Raw genomic sequence first — 20,625 nt, forward strand, 5'->3', positions numbered from 1 at the left:
CCCTGTTCCGCTTGGCAATCAGCCGAGACAACTGGGCTTAATCTTAATAATAAGCCCCATTCTCGAGTTAGTCGGCATCATCAGGAAGAAAAGACCAATCAGCCTCGGGAAAAACATGCCGCATATTCTCATCAGTCGATAATGACAAGACAACGCTCGCCAAGATGTCTCGACCAATACGAACATGGCGATGAAATTCATCGGTCTCGTCGTATAAAATCGGCATGGCCAAACTACCATCGAATCCTTCGAAAGGAAATTGACGACTTAAAAGCAACACGGGGAATGCGAATTTAAGAAAAATATAAACCGTGTCGACTGACAGAACTGATTTGTCACCCCAAATGCCCAACCAGTTTTCATCAACATGCTTTTCTTTAGGGGTTAATGTAGTAAAGAATCCACCGGCAAAACTTGGATGCGTCAGCCCTGATAGTATCACATGAGAACTGCGCCCCCAATTTCCAAACCACTCCGCAGTATCCTCATGTCCATCAAAAAAATCTCGCCAAGCGAGAGTAACCCTTTTACGAATCTTTCCTCCCCGCAGATACGCTCTCCAGAATTCTTCAGCACCTTCCGGGGTATTGCTCTTGATGAAGTCTTCCGAAAACTCTGGCTTATGAAGCAATGCCACCAGAACTTCCATATATTCTGAAACAGACCTCAGAAGTGATCGAGAAGCTGTATCAAAGCCTAATAAAATTAGGTGACGTATTGCAGTCCCATCCGCGATGATCTTGCATAATATTAAAGTGACGGATTTCTCAAAATCCGTCATCTCCCCGGTTTTATCTCTCTTTGCATACACAAGAGTGTTTAAACTGATGAACCAGCTCAGGCACTCATCAAAAATAGAAATCCAAAGATCAAGCGAAGGAAGAGATAAAGCATTATTTCTCTGCATCGAATGCGCAACAAGATCGCTTATCGCGACTCCGACACGCTCTCCATTCTCAATTGGGAACCCCCTATCCGCCCACATCTTCCTCAAATGAACTTCAAAATCTGCTTTACTCAGCAAATCTCTCATGTGAGGCGTCCTAAAGAGTTCTTCTGAATATTAACCATTATACTTGATCTTCACCCTATCCGCCGCCGCCTTCGCCGCCTTGCGCGCCGTGTCGGTGTCGCCGTTTTTCGCCAGCGCCAGCGCCACGCCCATGCGGCGATAGGGCCGCGTGGTCGGTTTGTTGAAAATGCGCAAGTCGATGTCGATTCCGGCAGGTGCAGAGCCCAGCGCATCGGCCAGGCCATCCACGCTGAAATCGGTGCTGTCGCGGTCGGCCAGGATCACCGCCGAGGCGGCCGGGCCATGCTGGGTGATGCTGGGGATCGGCAGGCCGAGAATGGCGCGGGCATGCAGGTCGAACTCGGTCAGGTTCTGCGAGATCATCGTCACCATGCCGGTGTCATGCGGGCGCGGCGACAGTTCGGAGAAGATCACTTCATCATCCTTGATGAAGAATTCGACGCCGAAAATGCCGTAGCCGCCGAGATTGTCGACCACCGCCTTGGCCTGGCGCTGCGCTTCCGCAATCGCCTTATCCGACATCGGTGTCGGCTGCCAGCTTTCCATATAGTCGCCGCGCTCCTGCCGGTGGCCGATCGGCGGGCAGAAGATCACGCCCTGGCGCGTGCGGATGGTCAGCAGCGTGATCTCGTAGTCGAAGTCGATGAAGGCCTCGACGATCACGCGCTTGCGGTCGCCGCGCATGCCGGCCACGGCATAGTCCCAGGCCTTGTCGATATCGCCCGGCCCCTTCACCGTACTCTGGCCCTTGCCCGAGGACGACATCACCGGCTTTACCACGCAGGGAATGCCGACCTTGGCGACAGCGTCGCGTATTTCCTCCAGGCTTTCGGCATAGAGGAATTTCGAGGTCGGCAGGCTGAGTTCATTGGCGGCAACGTCGCGGATACGGTCGCGGTTCATGGTCATCAGCGTGGCGCGCGCCGAGGGCACCACATTCTGGCCGCGATCTTCGTAGTCCTTCAGCACCTCGGTGCGGATCGCCTCCACTTCCGGCACGATGAAGTCGGGCTTGTGCTTGTCGATGGCCGCACCGAGCGCGGCACCATCCAGCATGGAGAAGACCTCGAACTCATCGGCCACCTGCATGGCGGGTGCCCCGGCATAGGCATCGCAGGCGACCACATGAGCGCCGAGCCGCTTGGCCGAGATCACGAATTCGCGGCCGAGTTCGCCCGAGCCGAGAAGGAGGATTTTCTTGATGGCGGCCATGGTCGCGGTTCCCTGCTTGCGTCTGCGTCAGGTCGCCGAGTCGGCGCACCCGTCCCGGGCAGGCTTATAGCAGCACAGGGGGTAAAAATGCAGGGCCGGCGCGGGTTTCAGACCGGCCGGCCCTGTTGATAACTTGCGGATTTCAGGCCGTGGCAGCCACCACCTGAGGACGACGCAGCGGCCGGAAGGTCAGGGCGATCAGCACCGCGCCCAACCCCATGGCCCAGGCGCCGACATAGAGCCAGCGGTAGCCATCGAACAGGTCGAAGATCAGGCCACCCACCAGCGGCCCGGTCGACATGCCAAGGCTGCCGGCCATGGCGATGCCGCCGATCACCGTGCCCATCATATGCAGCGGGAAATTCTCGCGCGCGATCACCGAATAGAGCGGCATCACGCCGGCATAGATGAAGCCGAACAGGGCGGCCACCGCATAGAAGGTGCCGAGATCGCGCGCGACCAGGAAGCCCAGGGCGGCGAAAGCCTGCACCAGCAGACCGAGCACCAGCACGCGCTTGGCGCCGAAGCGGTCGCCCATGATGCCGAAGCCAAGACGGCCGGCGAGGCCCGCAAGGCCTTCGACGCTGTAGATCGACACGGCGGTCAGCAGCGGAATGCCGCAGGTGACGGCATAGCTGACGGTGTGGAAGATCGGGCCGGCATGAGTCGCGCAGCAGAAGAAGTTGGTGGCCAGCAGGATGATGAAGGCCGGCGAACGCAGCACCTGGCCGAGCGTCAGGTCGCCATCAGCCGCGCCGTTGTCTTCCGTCGTTTTGGATGCGGGGCTTTGCAGCGCCGGCGCGCGGCGCACCAGCAGCGCGGCGGGAATCATCAGCACGGCGGCCAATACGGCGATCATCAGCATGGCACTGCGCCAGTCGTAAGTCGTCACCAGCCAGCCGGCCAGCGGCGACATGGTCATCGGCGCGACGCCCATGCCGGCCGAAACCAGCGAGACGGCGAGGCTGCGATGCGTGTCGAACCAGCCCGTGACCGCCGCCATCATCGGCGCGAAGATCCCCGCCGTGCCGCCGCCGACGATGAGTCCGAACACCATCTGGAACATGAGCAGCGACGAGGCATGGCTGGCCAGCGCCAGACCGGCGGCAAGAATGACGGAACCCGACAGCACCACGACACGCGGGCCGTATCGATCCGACAGGTTACCCCAGACCATGCTGCCCAGCGCCATGGCGAGGAAGGCGATGGTCATCGCCGTGGAGATGCCGGCCACCGACCAGCCGGTGTCATGCGAGATCGGCTGCAGGAAAACCGGCAGCGAAAACATCGCGCCGATGGCCACGCAGCTGAGCAGGCCGCCTGCCGCCACGATCACCCACCTGTAGTGTGACTGCAGCTTGGTCATCCCTCGTCTCCGTTCCTGATCAGGCGCTGGTGTAAAGACGTGCCGGTGGCATGCCATCCGACATCGCAGGCCGAAATATTATGAAGATGGCGGCATTTTCTCGAATTTGGTCAAAGCCGGATCAAGCTGGTCCCAGCCATGGCCGCGGCTGGCATAGGTCACCACCTGCGGCTGGAACCGCTCCGGTTCATCCAGGCTGGCGGCATGGACGGTGATGACATCCGGCATCGCCGGATAGGTCTGGTAGACCGGCGAACCGCAGGTGGGGCAGAAGCTGCGTGTCTTCACCTTGCCGCTGTCGGCGACCATATCCCAGGTCGTCGCCTTGCCGCTCAGCTGTACATCCTGGCGGCCGACAAAACTCAGGTAAGACCCATGACCGGTGCCGCTCTTATGCTGGCACTGACGGCACTGGCAGTGGTTGGAAAACACCGGCTCGGTCGGGATTTCATAGCGGACAGCGCCGCACATGCAGCCGCCAGTATAAGGCTTGGTCATCATGGACTCCGTTGGGCGCAGTTGTCCTGTCCGCTGGATGCCAGCGGCGGAACAGTTCAGATCGGGTGGGTTAACTCAGTTCTGCTCGGCAGCCACGGTGCTGAGAGTTTGGACACATTTGACCCAGCCCTTGCCCATATTGGTGTAGGCCGTGTCGTTCTTCGGCAGCACGAAGCCGGAATGCTCCATGCGCAGCCGTGTGCCGGTCTGCACGCGGCGCAAGGTGAAAGTCACGACGGTGTCGAGTTTCGAACCGTAACCGACATTGCCCTCATCGCCACCGCGCCAGGCAAAGGCGAAGCGTTCGAGCGGCAGCACTTCCAGCACTTCGCAGCGGATGAAGCCGTCCCAGGCGCCGGCCGGCGTGGTCTGGAAGGTGAAGCGGTTGCCCACCACCGGTTCGAAGCCGGTCGGCTTCATCATCCAGCGCCCCATCAGGTCGCCGTTGGTAATCGCTTTCCACAGCACCTCGGCGCCATGCGGGAAAACTTCGTCGATGACGATGGAAGTGGCGTCGGTGGACTGCATGTCGGATTTCACGGCGATGTTGTTCATGGATCGATTTCCCTGAGTACGGCACGCAGCCTGTCGAAGTTGTCGCGCCAGAAGGCGCTGTAATGGTTCATCCAGTCGGCCAGCGGCGTCAGCCCTTCCGGCTGCGCCCGGTAGTAAACGTTGCGGCCCTCGGGCCGTTCGATCACCAGGCCGGCCTGCTTCAGCGACTTCAGATGCTGCGAGATGGCGCCCTGGGTGACGCCGCTCCCCTTGGTCAGTTCGGCGACGGTGATTTCCTTGCCCCCGGCCACGCGCTCGAACACCGCCCGGCGGGTGGGATCGGCGAGCGCGCGCATCACGGCGGAGATATCGATAGGTTCGGCGTTCATGGACATCACATTAGTCATCACTTATTGATTAGTCAATACTAATTTATAGTCCCGCAGATTATTTTCAGGCACCTGTCGGAACCGGGCTCCCGCGCACGTCCTTGGATGGACTCTGGCGAAAGGAACATCCAATGCAGGTTACGCAGTGTCTGTGGTTCGACAAGGACATGGAGGCCGCGCTCCGCCTCTACACATCCCTGATCCCCGGCTCATCACTCGACTGGGGCTCGGCGCTGCCCGCTGAATCGCCCAGCGGTCCGCCCGACAGCGTGAAGATCGCCGGCTTCACCCTCGGCGACCAGCGCTACATGGCGTTCCAGGCGGCCGGACGGCCCGGTGCGTTCAATCACTGCGTTTCAATCATGATCGAATGCGACACCCAGGCCGAGATTGACCGGCTGTGGGAAGCGCTGGGCAAGGACGGCCAGTACGAACAATGCGGCTGGCTGCGTGATCGCTGGGGCCTTGCCTGGCAGATTCAGCCGAAACTGCTGGGCGAGCTGACGCGCGGCCCGGACAAGGCCGTGGCCAAGCGCGTCACCGAAGCCATGCTGAAGATGGTGAAGATCGATATCGCCGCGCTGGAAGCCGCAGCGAAGGGAAGCTAGGCCTTCCTGTTCAGCGCGGCGGCGGCACGCACCAATGCCTTGAATGCCGTCGCGCTGATCTTCTCGCCTTCATGAATGTCGATGGCACGGCGGGCGTTGCCTTCCAGGCTGGCGTTGAACAGGCCCTTCGGGTCTTTGACTTTCGCGCCCTTCATGAAGGTCAGCTTGACGACGGCCTTGTAGGTCTCGCCGGTGCAGAGGATGCCGTTGTGCTCCCAGACCGGCACACCGCGCCACTTCACCGTCTCGACTACATCGGGCAGCGCCGCCTTGATCAGCGCACGGACCTGCGCCAGCGTCTCGCCGCGCCAGTCGCCGAGATCTTTGATCTTCGCGTCGATCAGTTGCGCGGGTGTCGTTTCTTTTGCAGCCATCACCTGCTCCTGCCCTTGCCGGTTTCCTTCACCACATCCAGAAACGCGCGCAGGGCCGGCGGCACGGCGCGATGCCCGGGATAATACATGGCGAGCGCTTCTGCTGCCGGCATCCAGTCCGGCATTACCTGGCGCAGTTGCTTCGCCTTCAGTGCGGCGGTGACGGCGGCATCCGCCACATAGGCGATGCCAAGCCCCTGGATCGCCGCTTCTGCCATCAGCCGATCATCATCGAGAATAACTGTGCCGGGCGGATCGATCGCCAGCGTCTGCCTGCCGCGCGCGAACTCCCAGCGATAGAGCTTGCCGCCCGGCAGGCGATGCCGGATGCAGCGATGCCGCATCAGATCGTCGGGCGCCTTCGGAATGCCAGCGCGTTTAAGATAGTCCGGCGAAGCCACGCAGACGAAACCCACCGGCCGGCCGAAACGCACGGCGATCATGTCGCGCGGGACTGTATCTCCCAGGCGCAGGCCGGCATCGAAACCGCCGGCGACGATATCGACCAGCCGGCCCTCGGCGACGAGATCCACGGTGACATCGGGAAACCGCTCGGCCATGTGCGGCAGCACGTCGCGGATCAGCATGGCGACACCGAGCGGCGGCGCGTTGATCCGGACGGTGCCGGCTACCTTCCCGTTGCTGCCCTGAAACGCCGCGACGCTGTCCAGTGCCTCATCCAGCGAGGCCAGCGCCGGCTGCAGCCGCTCCAGCAGCCGGAAGCCGGCCTCGGTCGGCGAGACGCTGCGCGTCGTGCGGTTCAGCAGCCGCACGCCCAGCCGCTCCTCCAGCGCCCGCATGGCATGGCTCAGCGTGGACGGCGCCGTGCCGAGTTCATCGGCCGCGCGGCGGAAGCTGTGATGTGTGGCGACCGCCACGAAGGCGGACAGGTCATTGAAAGATGGCCGGATCATTACTGGTGATTTTGCATCACCCCATACCGATTTCAACGTCTAATCTACGGAATGTTGCGCCGCTATCTTCAGGTCCGTAGTCGACACAGGAGCCCTGACATGACCAAACGCGACGCCATCTTCCCCGCCAACCGGCATGCGCTGTATGACCAGCACCAGTATTCCGCCGCGATCCGCTCCGGCGACCTGCTTTTCGTCTCGGGCCAGGTTGGCAGCCGCGGGGACGGGTTGCCCGAACCGGATTACGCAAAACAGGTCAAACTCGCCTTCGACAACCTGAACGCCGTGCTGGCGGCGGCAGGCGCCAGCTTCGACGACGTGATTGACGTGATCAGCTTTCACACCGATCCGGAGAAACAGTTCGAGACCTTCATGGCCATCCGCGCGCAGGAACTCGGCGCAGCGCCCTGGCCGACCTGGACGGCGATCGGTGTGAACTGGCTGGCCGGCTTCGACGTCGAACTCAAGGTGGTGGCGCGGGTGCCGGCGAAGGCCTGATATGCTTCAGACGGTCAGCTCTTCAACTTCCCCCTCAGGCAGCACAATCAGGATTTTGGTGAAACCCAACGGCAGGGCGATCTGCTCCCAGATGCGCCGGTAGGTTTCCGCGTGCAGATGGCCATTCTGGTTGGTGAGGACAAGCCAGCGCTCGCGCGTGGATGGCCGGGACACGCGTTTGCGCGCCACTTCGCCGATCCCGTGAACGAAGCTCTGCGTCAAATCCAGAATCGGGCCGGGATCGGTCTCCGCGTTATGCACGAAGCCGATCAGCCTCGGCATCGGCTTCGGCACGTCCGCAATGCGCCGCAGGCGAACCTGATTCCCATGAATCGTGGTGCGTACATCGCCGCGCCCCAGACCATCACAAATCCTGTCGGCAATCGCCGCGGCCGTTTTACCGCCCAGGCGCACCGGCGCCGTCACGGTGACGATGACAGTCTGATCCGGTGCAATGATATCCGACACTGCTGCCCGCAGGTCCGCGAACAGGCGCAAAACCACCCTGTCGAACCGCAGCCTCGGTCTGTCGTCTCGCGTGGCTTTCTGACGGAGCGCGACGATCTGAAGTGCAACCTGGCGGCCCCCGAGTACCAGATACCGTCCGTCCCAGGGCGCACTATACCGGCGTGCCACCGCTGCGATGGCTGCCTGTTCCGGGCGCGATGCAGCGAACCCCATCAACCGCCCGGATGCAGCCCCGGCGCTTCCTGGCCGGTACGGGCCACATATTCCGTGTAGCCGCCGGTGAACTGGTGCACGCCCTCGGGCGTCAGTTCCAGCACGCGGTTCGACAGCGCGGCGAGGAAATGGCGGTCATGCGACACGAACAGCATGGTGCCCTCGAAATCCGCCAGGGCCGTCACCAGCATCTCTTTGGTCGCCATGTCGAGATGGTTGGTCGGTTCGTCGAGCACCAGGAAGTTCGGCGGATCGAACAGCATCATGGCCATGACCAGACGCGCCTTCTCGCCGCCCGACAGCACGCGGCAGGTCTTCTCGACGTCGTCGCCGGAGAAACCGAAACAGCCGGCCAGAGTCCGCAGCGTGCCCTGGCCTGCCTGCGGGAAGGCCTTGTCGAGGGTTTCGAACACCGTGTCGTCGCCGTCCAGCAGGTCCATCGAATGCTGGGCGAAATAGCCCATCTTCACGCTGCTGCCGAGATTGACCGTGCCCTGGTCCGGTTTGGTATCGCCGGCGATCAGCTTCAGCAGCGTGGATTTGCCGGCACCGTTGGCACCCAGCACGCACCAGCGTTCCGTACGCCGCACCTGGAAATCCAGCCCGGTATAGATCGACTGGCTGCCATAGCCCTTGTGCACGTCGCGGAAGTTCGCCACATCCTCACCCGAACGTGGCGGGTTGCGGAATTCGAACTGCACGGATTGCCGCCGGCGCGGCGGTTCGATCTTTTCGATCTTGTCGAGCTTCTTCACCCGGCTCTGCACCTGCGCGGCGTGCGAAGCGCGCGCCTTGAAGCGTTCGATAAACTTGATTTCCTTGGCCAGCATGGCCTGCTGGCGCTCGAACTGCGCCTGGCGCTGTTTCTCGTTCAGCGCGCGCTGCTGATCATAGAAATCGTAATTGCCGGAATAGGTGGTGAGCGTGCCGCCGTCGATCTCGATGATCTTGCCGACGATGCGGTTCATGAACTCGCGGTCATGCGAGGTCATCAGCAGCGCACCCTCGTAATTCTTGAGGAACGCTTCGAGCCAGATCAGGCTTTCGAGATCGAGATGGTTGCTCGGTTCGTCGAGCAGCATGCCGTCCGGGCGCATCAGCAGAATCCGGGCCAGCGCCACGCGCATCTTCCAGCCGCCCGACAGCAACCCCACATCGCCGTCCATGCGCTCCGGACTGAAGCTCAGGCCCGCCAGCACCTCGCGCGCCCTGGCGTCCAGTGCATAGCCGTCCAGCTCCTGGAAGCGGCCCTGCACTTCGCCATAGCGCTCAATGATGGCGTCCATCTCATCGGCCCGGTCCGGGTCGACCATCGCCGCTTCGAGCTCGGCCATCTCGGCGGCCAGCGCGCTGACCGGCCCGACGCCATCCATGACGGCCGCGACCGCGCTCTGGCCCGACATCTCGCCGACATCCTGGTTGAAATAGCCGATGGTCATGCCGGTATCGATCGACACCTGGCCATCGTCGGGCTTTTCCTCGCCGACGATCATGCGGAACAGCGTCGACTTGCCGGCACCATTCGGCCCGACCAATCCCGCCTTCTCACCCTTCTGGAGGCCCATCGACGCATCGATGAACAGAATCTGATGGCCGTGCTGCTTGCTGACGTTATCGAGGCGAATCATGGGGTCTGCACTAACTGATAAAACCGACTATGCTTGGCCGCTTATTCCCACTCGATGGTGCCGGGCGGCTTCGAGGTGATGTCGTAAGTCACGCGGTTGATGCCGCGCACCTCGTTGATGATGCGGGTGGCGACGCGGCCGAGGAAGTCGTGCTCGAACGGGTAGTAATCCGCCGTCATACCATCGGTCGAAGTCACCGCGCGCAGGGCACAGGCCTGATCGTAGGTGCGGCCATCGCCCATCACGCCGACGGTGCGCACCGGCAGCAGCACGGCGAAGGCCTGCCAGATCTTGTCATACAGACCCGAGCGGCGAATCTCGTCGAGATAGACAGCATCCACCTCGCGCAGCAGGTCGAGCTTCTCGCGCGTGATATCGCCCGGAATGCGGATCGCCAGCCCCGGGCCCGGGAAAGGATGCCGGCCCACGAGGCTTTCCGGCAGGCCGAGTTCGCGGCCGAGCATGCGGACTTCGTCCTTGAACAGCTCGCGCAGCGGCTCGACCAGCTTCATGTTCATGCGTGCCGGCAGCCCGCCCACATTATGGTGCGACTTGATGGTCACGCTGGGGCCGCCGGAGAAGCTGATGCTTTCGATCACGTCCGGATAGAGCGTGCCCTGGGCCAGGAACTGCGCGCCGCCGATCTTCTTCGCTTCCTCTTCGAACACATCGATGAACAGGCCGCCGATGGTCTTGCGCTTGGTCTCCGGGTCGCTGACGCCCGCCAGCTTGCCGAGGAAGAGGTCCGAAGCATCCTTATGGATCAGCGGGATGTTGTAATAGTCGCGGAACAGCCGCACGACCTCTTCGCCCTCGCCCTTGCGCAGCAGGCCGTGGTCGACGAAGACGCAGGTGAGCTGGTCGCCGATGGCTTCATGGATCAGCACGGCCGCAACCGAACTGTCGACGCCGCCGGACAGGCCGCAGATCACGCGGCCCTTGCCGACCTGTTCGCGGATTTTGGCGATGGCCTCGTTGCGGAAGCCCTTCATGGTCCACTCGCCGGAGCAGCCCGCCACCTTGCGCACGAAATTGCGCAGCAGCTTGGCGCCGTCCAGCGTGTGCATCACTTCGGGGTGGAACTGCACGGCGTAGATCTTGCGCACGTCGTCGGCGATGGCGGCAAAGGGCGAGCCGTCGCTGACGCCGACGGCGCGGAAGCCGGTCGGGATTTCGGTGATCTTGTCGCCGTGGCTCATCCAGACCTGGTGCTTCTCACCCTTGGCCCAGACGCCGTCGAACAGGTCGCAGTCGTCCTTGATCTCGAGGAAGGCGCGGCCGAATTCACGGTGATGGCCGGTCTCGACACTGCCGCCGAGTTGCATGCAGATGGTCTGTTCGCCATAGCAGATGCCGAAGATCGGCAGGCCCAGCCTGAACGCACCTTCCGGCGCGCGCGGCGAGAATTCCTCCGTTGTCGACGCCGGCCCGCCGGAGAAGATGATCCCCTTCAGCGTGCCGTGGTCGTTGACGAGATCAAGGCACTTGTCCGCCTTCTGGAAGGGCACGATCTCGCAATACACACCAGCTTCGCGCACACGGCGTGCGATCAGCTGGGTCACCTGCGATCCGAAATCGATAATAAGAATGCGCTCCGCCATAGGCGTTACCGAACTCCTGTGCTTTGAAAGTTAGCTGGGCTTGGCGGCCTTGTAGGCCGCGATCTTGGTTTTCAGTTCCGTCAGTTCCGCACAGCCGAAGGTGCAGATGCTGTCGAGGCGCTTGAGGTGTTCCTCTGCCTTGGCCACATCGTTGACCTTCAGATAGGCCTCACCGATATATTCATGTGCGCCCTTGTGACGCGGATCGATGCTCAACGCCTTCTCGTAAGCCGCAAAGGCCTTCGGATAGTCGCCTTGGTTGCGCAAGGCATAGCCGAGCCAGTTGAAGGCATCGGCATTTTTCTCATCCTTCGCCACGACCTTCTGGAACAGATCGACGGCTTTCGGCCAATCCTTGGCGTCGATGGCCTTCTTGCCGTCGGCGAAATTGGGATCGGCCGCCTTGGGTGCGCCGGCCGAGGGATCGCTGCTGCCCATGGCAACAACGGTCCGCGGCATGGCGACGCTCAGCGCAGCCAGCAGGCAGAAAGCGGCAGTGGAAATGCGGAATAGCTTGCTCGGATTGGTCATGGCGGGCTCCTTTGACCGGATGCCCGCCAGTATACGCCGGACCGGCTGGACGGGGCCACTGTCCCACATGGCGGGCATAAGGCGGGAGGCCGCGGAAAGCCGGTATATCCGGGGGGTCATGACCGCCTCACAAAAGCGGTGGCGAAGAACCCGTCGGTGCCGTGCCGATATGGCGTCAGCACCAGGCGATGGCCCGACCGGATACGCTGATCGGTTACACCCGCCGGCCAGGCCTCAGCCAGAGGCAGCGCCGTAAACTCGGCGTGATGCGCCAGGAACCAGTCGGCCTGATCCCCATTCTCGGCCGGCAGGATCGAACAGGTCGCATAGACCAGCCGCCCGCCCGGCCGCACCAATTTCGCACCGTCGCTGAGCAGCCCGCGCTGACGGCGCAGAACCTCGTCAAGGCTGGCGGGATCGTAGCGCCAGCGTGCTTCGGGATTGCGCCGCCAGGTGCCGCTGCCCGAACACGGCACGTCGAGCAACACGCGATCCGCCTTGCCTTCCAGCTCGCGCAAAAGCTCCGGCATCGCATCGGCATCGCGGATCACGATGTTGCGAGCATGCGCGCGTTCCAGTCGCGGGCTGAGCCGCGCAAGCCGGCGCGGATCGTTGTCGCAGGCATGCAGCACGCCCTGATTGCGCATGGCGGCAGCCAGCAGCAGCGTCTTGCCACCGGCGCCGGCGCAGAGATCGACGACGGTCTCATCCGGTCGCGCATCGACTAGCAGGCCGGCAAGCTGTGCGGCCTCGTCCTGCGGTTCGATCAGGCCGTCGCGGTATAAAGAATTCATATCCAGCCGCACGCGCTCGGGGATGCGAATGCCCAGCGGCGACATCGGCGTGAAAGCCGCGGCGATGCCGTCGGCACGCAGCTGCTCCAGCACCATTTCGCGGTTACCCTGCAGCATGTTCACGCGCAGATCCAGCGGTGCTCGGCCGTTCAGCGCCGCCAGTTCCATTTCGGTATCGGCACCGAAGGTGGCCTGCACCATGTCGGCCACTTCCGGCGGGAGGTTGGCGCGCGCCCAGAGCGGTGCATCTTCGTCGCTCGGCAGTTTCGACAGCGCGGCAATCTCGGTCTCGTCGAGCGCCGGCGGCGCATAGGTGCCGCTGCCGCAGAGATCGCGCCAGACATGCAGCGGCGTCGCCGCATCGGCAAAGACCAGCAGCCGCGGCGTCAGTTCGGCGCCAGCCTGAACCACACGCCAGCGCCGCATGCCCTGCTCGCGCAGCACGGCATAGACGCTGTCGGTGATCGCGCGCCGATCCTTGGCGCCGGCAAAACGGCTGCGCCGCTGCCATTCGGTGACCACACGGTCGGCGGCAGCGGCGCGCTGTAAAATCTCGGCGATGATCTCGATGCTGGCGGCGAGCCGCGCCGCAGGGGTCATAGTGCGTTACGACTCCTGCCGGTAGTTCGGCGCTTCGCGGGTGATCGCCACATCGTGCACATGGCTTTCGCGCAGGCCGGCCGAGGTGATGCGCAGGAAGCGGCAGTTGGTACGCATCTGCTCCAGGTTGGCATTGCCGGTATAGCCCATGGCGGCGCGCAGGCCGCCGACCAGCTGATGCACGATGGTACCAACCGGACCCTTGTAGGCGACGCGGCCTTCGATGCCTTCCGGCACCAGCTTCAGCTTGTCGCCCACTTCCTGCTGGAAGTAGCGGTCGGCCGAGCCGCGGCCCATGGCGCCGAGCGAGCCCATGCCGCGATAGGATTTGTATGAGCGGCCCTGATAGAGGAAGACCTCGCCGGGCGCTTCATCGGTGCCGGCCAGCAGCGAGCCGATCATGCAGGCGCTGGCACCGGCGGCAATCGCCTTGGCCAGATCGCCCGAGAATTTGATGCCACCATCGGCGATCACCGGCACGCCGGCCTTGTTGGCGACGGCCACCGCATCGGAAACAGCCGTGAGCTGCGGCACGCCGACACCGGCGACGATACGCGTGGTGCAGATCGAGCCCGGGCCGATGCCGACCTTCACGGCATCCACGCCGGCATCGATCAGTGCCTTGGTGCCTTCGGCGGTGGCGACATTGCCGCCAATCACCTGGGTCAGGTTCGAACGCTTCTTGATCGCCTGGATGGTCTCCAGCACGCGGCTGGAATGGCCATGCGCGGTATCGACGATCACGATATCGACGCCGGCATCGATCAGTGCCTGGGCGCGTTCCAGGCCGTCGGCGCCAGTGGAAACCGCGGCCGCGCAGCGCAGGCGGCCCTGTTCATCCTTGCTGGCATTCGGATGCAGGCGGGCCTTTTCGATATCCTTCACCGTGATCAGGCCGACACAGCTGTATGCTTCATCCACCACCAGCAGCTTCTCGATGCGATGCTGGTGCAGCAGCTTCTTGGCCTCGGCGCTGGACACACCCTCGCGCACCGTGATCAGGCGGTCCTTCGTCATCAGCTCGTGTACTGGCTGCTGCATGTTGCTGGCGAAACGCACGTCGCGGTTGGTCAGAATGCCGACCAGCTTGCCGCCCTGCCCTTCGGTGACCGGAATGCCGTGGATGCCGTAGCGCTCCATCAGCGCCAGCGCATCGGCCAGCGTCGCATTCGGCTCGATGGTCAGCGGGTTGACCACCATGCCGCTTTCGAATTTCTTCACAGCAGTGACTTCGCGGGCCTGTTCCTCGATGGTCATGTTCTTGTGCAGAACGCCAATGCCGCCGGCCTGCGCCATGGCGATCGCCATCTTGGCTTCGGTGACGGTGTCCATCGCCGCCGAGATCAGCGGGATGCCGAGTTCGATGCTGCGCGTGATCCGCGTACGGGTTTCGACTTCGGTCGGCAGCACGCTGGAGGCGGCCGGCTCAAGCAGCACGTCGTCGAATGTATAGGCTTCACGGAACTGCATCGGGTGGCTCCTTACGGGGTCTTGTTCTGGGGCTTATGGGTGGCTTCGGCGGCGGCCTCGGCGGCAAAGTCGCCACCGGACTCCTTCTTATCGGTCATCAGATAGGGATAGTGTTTCAGCATCGCCTCGCGCCATTCGGCGAACGGCATGTCGGCAAAGCTGCCGCGGTCGGCGACATATTCCATATGCCGTCGGTTATCGGCATCGAAGGGATGGAAGATCGAATCGGTCTCGCCGTCGAAGTCGAGCGGCAGCACGCGGAATTTCTCGCAGAGCGCGAGGTTGAAAGCCGGCGTCGCCTTCACCCATTTGCCCTCGATATAGAGCTCGGTGAAGCCATGGAAATAGAAAATATCGGTGCCCATCTGCTGGCGCAGGCGTTCGGTGGCCAGATGGTTCTTCACATCGGCCAGGCCGATACGCGCTGGAATACCTTCGGCGCGCGCAGCCGCGGCCAGCAGGATTGCCTTGTTGACGCAGAAGCCCTTGCCGCGTTCGATCACACCCGAGGCGCACAGGCCATCCTGGCTGACTTCAACACTGTAGGGGTCGTAGAGGAAACGGTCGCGGATCGCGTAATAGAGCCTGATCGCCTTGGCCTTGGGATCCGTTTCATCCCCCGCAGCTTCGCGCGCCAGAGCGCGCACGGCCGCATGATCGCTGTCGATGAAGGGGGTGGCGGCAAGGTATGCCGGGTCCACCGCGGGCTCGGAATGCTCCGGCGCGGTCATTGGCAAGGCGGCTCCTGACTGGGAGAGGGTATCCTTGCCGCGCAGGATATAGACCGTCTTTCCGGGTCGGTCCAGCCTCAAGAAAATCAGCGTTCTGAAGTGCTTAGCCGCGGAAGCCGGTGGCGATCACGTAAGACTCCGCCGAATCCGCGCGGGAGGCCGGCGGTTTGACATGCCGTACGGTGCGGAAATCCCGCTTCATGGTGGCAAGCAATTCATTCTCGGTGCCACCGCGCAGCACCTTGGCCAGGAAACCGCCGCCGGGATTGAGCACACGGATGGCGAAATCCAGCGCCACCTCGCACAGCAGCATGATCCGGATATGGTCGGTCTGGCGATGCCCGGTGGCCGGCGCCGCCATGTCAGAGAAGACGAAATCGGCTTTGCCGCCCATCGCCTCGATCACCTTCGCATCAGCGCCCTCAGCCAGGAAATCCTGCTGCATCAGCAAAGCACCGACGATGGGGTCGACCGGGTTGATGTCGACGCCCAGGACGAAGCCGCCCTTGCTGGCGTCGGACTTCACGCGCTTCACCGCCACCTGCGTCCAGCCGCCGGGCGCCGCACCCAGATCGACCACCCGCATGCCCGGCTTCAGCAGTTTGTACTTGTCATCCAGTTCGATCAGCTTGTAGGCGGCACGGCTGCGCCAGCCTTCGGTCTTGGCTGCGGCCACGTAAGGATCATTGAGCTGGCGCCGCAGCCATTTCGCCTGGCCAACCGTGCGGCCACGCGCGGTCTTCACCCTTACCTTGGCTCCGGCTTTGCGCGGTGGCTGCTTGGTCATCGCCGGCCTCCGCCATTCACCTGCCGGCGCTGCCCCATCAGTTCGACCAACACGCCTTCGCGCACGCCGCGATCTGCCACGCGCAGCCGTGTGGCCGGCCAGAAGCGATACAGCGCTTCGAGGATCGCGCAGCCGGCTACCACCAGATCGGCGCGCTCCTCGCCGATGCAGGGATGCAGGGCGCGCTCAGGTACGCTGATCGAGGCAAGCCGCCGCGACTGTTCGATTACGACGGGGAATTCGAGCCAGCAGCCGTCGACATAGCGACGCTCGTAGCGCGGCAGGTTGAGATGCACGCCGGCCAGCGTGGTGACGGTGCCCGAGGTTCCGAGCACCTGGATCTGGCCCGACTGCAGCTTCTGCGACAGGCGATGTTTTTCCTCGAACGGCCGCAGCGCATCCGCCACCAGATCGATCATCTGCGCATAGCTGCCGCTCTGCACATCGCCGGGGCCGAAGCGCTCGGTCAGGTTGACCACGCCGAAGGGCAGCGAAATCCAGTCGATCACATCAGTGCGGCCGCCGCCGAGCAGTCGCGCCCAGAGGATTTCAGTCGAGCCGCCGCCGATATCGAAAACGATGGCCTCGCGATGCGGCGGCTCCAGCAGCGGCGAGCAGCCGTTCAGTGCCAGCCGCGCCTCTTCGGCAGTCGAGATGATATCCAGACTGATGCCGGTGGCAGCCTTCACGTCATGCAGGAACTCGGCGCCGTTGGCGGCGCGACGGCAGGCCTCGGTGGCAACCGCGCGGGCCGACGACACGCTGCGGCGCGCCATCTTCTCGGAGCAGATTTTCAGCGCCTCGATGGTGCGTGCCATCGCGGCATCCGACAGGCGACCCGAATTGCTGAGACCCTCGCCCAGCCGCACGATACGGGAAAATGCCTCGATCACCCGGAAACCGCTACGCACCGGCCGCGCGATCAGCAGGCGGCAGTTGTTGGTTCCGAGGTCGATGGCAGCGTAGACCGGCGCCGGATCAGGCGCAGCCGACGCTCCGGCCGCGCCGGCGCCCGGCCGGGTAACGGAAGAATCTATGCTCACAGAATTGGTCCTCGCGCCTGGCGGGCTTCGCAGCCTCGCGGACGGCCCAGCCGGCGCAATCAGAGTTGACGATCATGGGACGAGTGTAGCGCGCCGTGGGCGGCACGGTAAGACCCTCATCTTCCGGCCTGCGGCCAGGAAGATGAGGTCTGAAACCTTTAATTCGCCTTGGGGACGGCCTGACCGTTATGCTGCCCCGGCACGGCAAAAACCTGGCCAGGATAGATCATGTCCGGGTCGGTGATCTGGGCCTGGTTGGCCTTGTAAATCTCGGTATAGCGCGGGCCCAGGCCGTAAACCTGGCGCGCGATACGCCAAAGGCTGTTGCCCGGCTGCACGATGACGCTGTTGCCGCTGGCATCGAATTTGACGTCTTCGGGCCGGGCCCGGCTGAACGGCATTTCGAGGCGCGAGGCCACCTTGCCGCCCGCCTGTTCGACCTGATCGACGCGCAGCGAATAGATACCCGGATCGACGGCCTTGTCGGGCCGCAGGCGCCAGGTGCCCTTGTCATCGGCAGTCGCAACGCCGATCGGTTCGTTGTTCAGATAGACCTGCACGGTGGAGCCCGGCTGGGAACGACCCGACAGAATCAGGTTGCCGGCCTGATCGTATTCGATGGCATCCAGCGCCAGCCCCTTGCGGGCCGGATCGAGCGGGCCGTCTGGCCGCTGCAGCAGGCGGCTCGCGCCCTTCAGCGGCGTCAGCACCGCGATCGCCTGCTCACCGCCTTCGCCCGGCTGGCATTCCGGTACGACGGCGACGACATTGGCCTCGGCCTTGATCGGCTCCTGGCCCTGCATCTGCGATTCCAGCGTGAATTCCTGGTTGCCGCGTTCCAGCGGCAGATCGGGCACCAGCACCCATTCGCCGCGCGTATCGGCCGTGACACGGCCAAGTTCACGCTGGCCGGTCTTTACCACCACGACCGAGCCGGCCATGGCGCGGCCGGCAAACACGGAGGTGCAGTTGCGACTGATGCGGACGACATCGAAGCTGGGCGGGGCCTTGGCTACGCTGTCAGGCGACGGTGCGACAGGGGCAGCCGGCACAGGCGGCGGCGGGATGTTGGCGGTTGGCGTCATGCCCCGCTTGTTGGGGTCGGCCCCAAAGAAGATGACGGCCAGGATACCCAGGACCGCTGCAGCAAGAAGGATGAAGAAGAAACGACTTCCGCGCACCCGATTGTCCCGGTTAGCTATATTGTGAACGACGTGTGAGATTAAGTCCTCGCCTCGGAGGCCGCAACACCTCTAACTTGTCCAATGTTTGCAAATCCTTACGATTGCACTGCAAAAGCCCCTGGAAACTCTGCCGATGATCATACAAACGCCCCGCACCGCGTCTGGTTCAGCCACTGTTAAGGTCTGGGATCTGCCGACCCGGCTGTTCCACTGGACGCTGGTGTTGTTGGTGATCGCCATGGTCTGGACCGGCTGGACCGGCAAGCTGGACCTGCATATGACGCTGGGCCAGGCCGTGCTGTCGCTGGTGCTGTTTCGCCTCGTCTGGGGCTTCACCGGCAACCGCTATGCCCGCTTCAGCGGATTCGTTGCCGGACCGATGGCCGGGCTGCGCTATCTGGGCACGTTGTTCGGCCGTCCGGGCCCGAATTACGTCGGCCATAATCCAGTCGGCGGCTGGGCTGTGCTGGCCATGCTGGGCCTGCTGGCGCTGCAGGCCGGCACCGGTCTGTTCACCAGCGACGACATCGTCACCGACGGGCCGCTATTCTCCAAGGTCTCGGGCAGCACGGCGGCCCTGCTCGGCAGCATTCATCGGCGGACGATCTGGGTGCTGCTGGCGGTGATCGCAATCCATCTGCTGTCGAGCGTGTTCTACCTGACGATCAAGCGCGAGAATCTCGTCACCCCGATGATCACCGGCCGCAAGACCGCACCGGCTACGCTTGAGGCGCAGGGCGGTCATCCGCTGCTGGCGCTGGCGATCCTTGCCGTCTGCGCCGCTGTCGTCTTTGGCGGTATCGCCCTGGTGAAATAAAGCCGGTGAAATAAAAAAGGCGCAGCCGGGCCGCGCCTTTTTCACAATCAGACAGACCGCCGATCAGTCGGCACGGAACGCCTTGTGGCAGGTGCCGCAGGCGCCGCCCATGGCACCGAAGGCAGCCTTCAGCGCCGCGGCATCGCCCGCCTTGCCGGCGGCGGCGACCGCGGTGGCCTTCATCTCGAGATCCTTCATGTTGGCCTCGAACTGCGCCCAGTTAGCCCAGATTTCCGGCTTGGCCTTGGTCTTGCCCTGGTCGGAACCGGGCGGGAAATGCTGCAGCTGCCTGGCCGCCTGCTGGGCAATCGCTTCGGCCGGCGCCACGGCACCCGCTGGCGCGGCACTGTCATCGACCACCTTCTTGATGGCGCCCGCGGATGTGCGGAACACCTGGAAGCCGTCCTTGCGGGCCTTGATGTGATCGTCTGCCGACTGGGCAACGGCCAGACCGCCAACCGATACCATCGTGAGACCCAGCGCTGCCGCCAGGAGCGCCTTATGCCAAGTAGCCATTCCTATTATCCCCTCGTTGAAACCCGTTTGCTGGAACGGGCGATTCACTCTATACCGGCGACGCGCGAAGGAACGACAAGTCCTTACGCCCTCACGAAAAATTTAAAACCGCTGGCCATGTCGCGGTTACTGCCGTCGTAGCTCAGGCGGAGCCCGCCTTTTTTCCGGCCATTTTGACTGGCATCCCTAGGCGGAATCAGTTACCCATCCCCACCCCAAAGACATCCCGCCTCACCTTTTTCCCGGATTAGTCGATGAGCGCCATTCGCTCCGTCTGCGTCTATTGCGGCTCGAGCCTCGGCGAGAGCAACGTCTACACGGCCCAGGCCCAGATTCTCGGCCAGCGCCTGGCCGAGAACGGCATCCGCCTGATCTATGGCGGCGGCCGCATCGGCCTGATGGGCGTGGTGGCCGATGCCGTCATGAAGGGCGGCGGCGAAGTCGTCGGCATCATCCCCAACCACCTGCATGACTGGGAAGTCGGCCATACCGGCCTGACCGAACTGCATGTCGTCGACAGCATGCATACGCGCAAGCGCATGATGGTCGAGATGTCGGATGCCTTCATCGCCCTGCCCGGCGGGTTGGGCACGCTGGATGAGTTCTTCGAGATCATCACCTGGCGGCAGCTCAAGCTGCACGACAAGCCTGTCATCGTGGTCAATACCGAAGACTACTGGCATCCGCTGATGGCGCTGATCGAAACCGTGATCGAGCGCGGCTTCGCCCGCCGCACCGCCACCACGCTTTATACCGTGGTGGAGGATGCCGAAGCGGTGATTGCCGCCCTGCTGGCGGAACCGCCGCCGGAACACGCGGCCCGCACAAGTAAGATCTGAGCATTCCGAGGGCCCG

22 protein-coding genes and 1 pseudogene are annotated in these 20,625 nt (G+C 63.2%); 4 read left to right on the forward strand and 19 right to left on the reverse strand.

Translation table 11 applies throughout. The annotated features are described in order from the left end of the window. Positions 1-67: 67 nt before the first annotated feature. The 6 genes and pseudogenes from CTR53_RS03875 to CTR53_RS03900 form a co-directional block, all read right to left on the reverse strand. Positions 68-1,033 (reverse strand): hypothetical protein, encoded by a 966-nt coding sequence (locus CTR53_RS03875; protein WP_290809484.1) that lies wholly within the window; start codon positions 1,031-1,033, stop codon positions 68-70. 30 nt (positions 1,034-1,063) lie between these two features. After that, positions 1,064-2,251: pseudogene (purT, locus tag CTR53_RS03880) on the reverse strand (formate-dependent phosphoribosylglycinamide formyltransferase); the annotation flags it as partial. 136 nt (positions 2,252-2,387) lie between these two features. Continuing rightward, positions 2,388-3,611: an MFS transporter gene (locus tag CTR53_RS03885; protein WP_290809485.1), complete on the reverse strand. Its 1,224-nt coding sequence runs from the start codon at positions 3,609-3,611 to the stop codon at positions 2,388-2,390. Between the two features lie 78 nt (positions 3,612-3,689). Then, a complete protein-coding gene (locus tag CTR53_RS03890; RefSeq protein ID WP_290809486.1) occupies positions 3,690-4,112 on the reverse strand; it encodes a GFA family protein in 423 nt (140 codons plus the stop codon). 72 nt (positions 4,113-4,184) lie between these two features. Further along, complete coding sequence (locus tag CTR53_RS03895) at positions 4,185-4,664, reverse strand: SRPBCC domain-containing protein (protein ID WP_290809487.1); 480 nt, start codon at positions 4,662-4,664, stop codon at positions 4,185-4,187. Further along, positions 4,661-4,993, reverse strand: coding sequence for a helix-turn-helix transcriptional regulator (locus tag CTR53_RS03900; RefSeq protein ID WP_290809488.1), 333 nt, complete (start codon positions 4,991-4,993; stop codon positions 4,661-4,663). Before CTR53_RS03900 ends, CTR53_RS03895 begins: the two co-directional genes overlap by 4 nt. A gap of 131 nt (positions 4,994-5,124) precedes the next feature. On the opposite strand from CTR53_RS03900, the gene CTR53_RS03905 reads away from it, so the two are divergent. After that, positions 5,125-5,601, forward strand: coding sequence for a VOC family protein (locus CTR53_RS03905; RefSeq protein ID WP_290809489.1), 477 nt, complete (start codon positions 5,125-5,127; stop codon positions 5,599-5,601). Here CTR53_RS03905 and CTR53_RS03910 read toward each other — a convergent pair. Beyond that, positions 5,598-5,975: a DUF1801 domain-containing protein gene (locus CTR53_RS03910; RefSeq protein ID WP_290809490.1), complete on the reverse strand. Its 378-nt coding sequence runs from the start codon at positions 5,973-5,975 to the stop codon at positions 5,598-5,600. The two genes, CTR53_RS03905 and CTR53_RS03910, sit on opposite strands and share 4 nt — an antisense overlap. Beyond that, positions 5,975-6,889, reverse strand: coding sequence for a LysR family transcriptional regulator (locus CTR53_RS03915; RefSeq protein WP_290809491.1), 915 nt, complete (start codon positions 6,887-6,889; stop codon positions 5,975-5,977). Before CTR53_RS03915 ends, CTR53_RS03910 begins: the two co-directional genes overlap by 1 nt. Before the next feature lie 99 nt (positions 6,890-6,988). Between CTR53_RS03915 and CTR53_RS03920 the strand changes: the two genes are divergently transcribed. Further along, the gene (locus tag CTR53_RS03920; RefSeq protein WP_290809492.1) at positions 6,989-7,387 is read left to right on the forward strand and encodes a RidA family protein; all 399 of its coding nucleotides are present in this window, start codon (positions 6,989-6,991) and stop codon (positions 7,385-7,387) included. Positions 7,388-7,393: 6 nt separating this feature from the next. On the opposite strand, the gene CTR53_RS03925 is transcribed toward CTR53_RS03920, so the two are convergent. From CTR53_RS03925 to CTR53_RS03970, 10 genes are all read right to left on the reverse strand, one after another. Then, positions 7,394-7,891, reverse strand: coding sequence for a hypothetical protein (locus CTR53_RS03925; protein WP_290809493.1), 498 nt, complete (start codon positions 7,889-7,891; stop codon positions 7,394-7,396). A gap of 176 nt (positions 7,892-8,067) precedes the next feature. Further along, positions 8,068-9,696, reverse strand: a complete 1,629-nt coding sequence (locus tag CTR53_RS03930; protein WP_290809494.1) for an ABC-F family ATP-binding cassette domain-containing protein — start codon at positions 9,694-9,696, stop codon at positions 8,068-8,070. 41 nt (positions 9,697-9,737) lie between these two features. Next, positions 9,738-11,297, reverse strand: coding sequence for a glutamine-hydrolyzing GMP synthase (gene guaA, locus CTR53_RS03935; RefSeq protein WP_290809495.1), 1,560 nt, complete (start codon positions 11,295-11,297; stop codon positions 9,738-9,740). 30 nt (positions 11,298-11,327) lie between these two features. Then, positions 11,328-11,828 carry a tetratricopeptide repeat protein gene (locus CTR53_RS03940; RefSeq protein WP_290809496.1) on the reverse strand — a complete coding sequence of 167 codons (501 nt, stop codon included), beginning with the start codon at positions 11,826-11,828 and terminating at the stop codon, positions 11,328-11,330. Between the two features lie 116 nt (positions 11,829-11,944). Next, positions 11,945-13,222, reverse strand: a complete 1,278-nt coding sequence (locus tag CTR53_RS03945) for an RsmB/NOP family class I SAM-dependent RNA methyltransferase (protein ID WP_290809497.1) — start codon at positions 13,220-13,222, stop codon at positions 11,945-11,947. Positions 13,223-13,228: 6 nt separating this feature from the next. Then, positions 13,229-14,692 (reverse strand): IMP dehydrogenase, encoded by a 1,464-nt coding sequence (gene guaB / locus CTR53_RS03950; RefSeq protein ID WP_290809498.1) that lies wholly within the window; start codon positions 14,690-14,692, stop codon positions 13,229-13,231. 11 nt (positions 14,693-14,703) lie between these two features. Further along, positions 14,704-15,423, reverse strand: a complete 720-nt coding sequence (locus CTR53_RS03955) for a transglutaminase family protein (RefSeq protein WP_290809499.1) — start codon at positions 15,421-15,423, stop codon at positions 14,704-14,706. 103 nt (positions 15,424-15,526) lie between these two features. Next, entirely contained in the window at positions 15,527-16,210 is a 684-nt protein-coding gene (locus CTR53_RS03960) for an RlmE family RNA methyltransferase (protein WP_290809500.1), read from the reverse strand. Continuing rightward, a complete protein-coding gene (locus tag CTR53_RS03965) occupies positions 16,207-17,253 on the reverse strand; it encodes a Ppx/GppA phosphatase family protein (RefSeq protein WP_290809501.1) in 1,047 nt (348 codons plus the stop codon). The genes CTR53_RS03960 and CTR53_RS03965 overlap by 4 nt, the downstream gene beginning before the upstream one ends. A gap of 158 nt (positions 17,254-17,411) precedes the next feature. After that, the gene (locus CTR53_RS03970; protein WP_290809502.1) at positions 17,412-18,434 is read right to left on the reverse strand and encodes an Ig-like domain-containing protein; all 1,023 of its coding nucleotides are present in this window, start codon (positions 18,432-18,434) and stop codon (positions 17,412-17,414) included. Between the two features lie 136 nt (positions 18,435-18,570). Here CTR53_RS03970 and CTR53_RS03975 point away from each other — a divergent pair, with 136 nt between their 5' ends. Further along, positions 18,571-19,254 (forward strand): cytochrome b/b6 domain-containing protein, encoded by a 684-nt coding sequence (locus CTR53_RS03975; RefSeq protein ID WP_290809503.1) that lies wholly within the window; start codon positions 18,571-18,573, stop codon positions 19,252-19,254. Positions 19,255-19,317: 63 nt separating this feature from the next. On the opposite strand, the gene CTR53_RS03980 is transcribed toward CTR53_RS03975, so the two are convergent. Then, complete coding sequence (locus tag CTR53_RS03980; RefSeq protein WP_290809504.1) at positions 19,318-19,770, reverse strand: cytochrome c; 453 nt, start codon at positions 19,768-19,770, stop codon at positions 19,318-19,320. Between the two features lie 254 nt (positions 19,771-20,024). On the opposite strand from CTR53_RS03980, the gene CTR53_RS03985 reads away from it, so the two are divergent. Next, positions 20,025-20,609, forward strand: coding sequence for a TIGR00730 family Rossman fold protein (locus tag CTR53_RS03985; RefSeq protein WP_290809505.1), 585 nt, complete (start codon positions 20,025-20,027; stop codon positions 20,607-20,609). Positions 20,610-20,625 lie beyond the last annotated feature (16 nt).

This window comes from Ferrovibrio sp. (genome assembly GCF_002796975.1).
Lineage (GTDB): Bacteria > Pseudomonadota > Alphaproteobacteria > Ferrovibrionales > Ferrovibrionaceae > Ferrovibrio.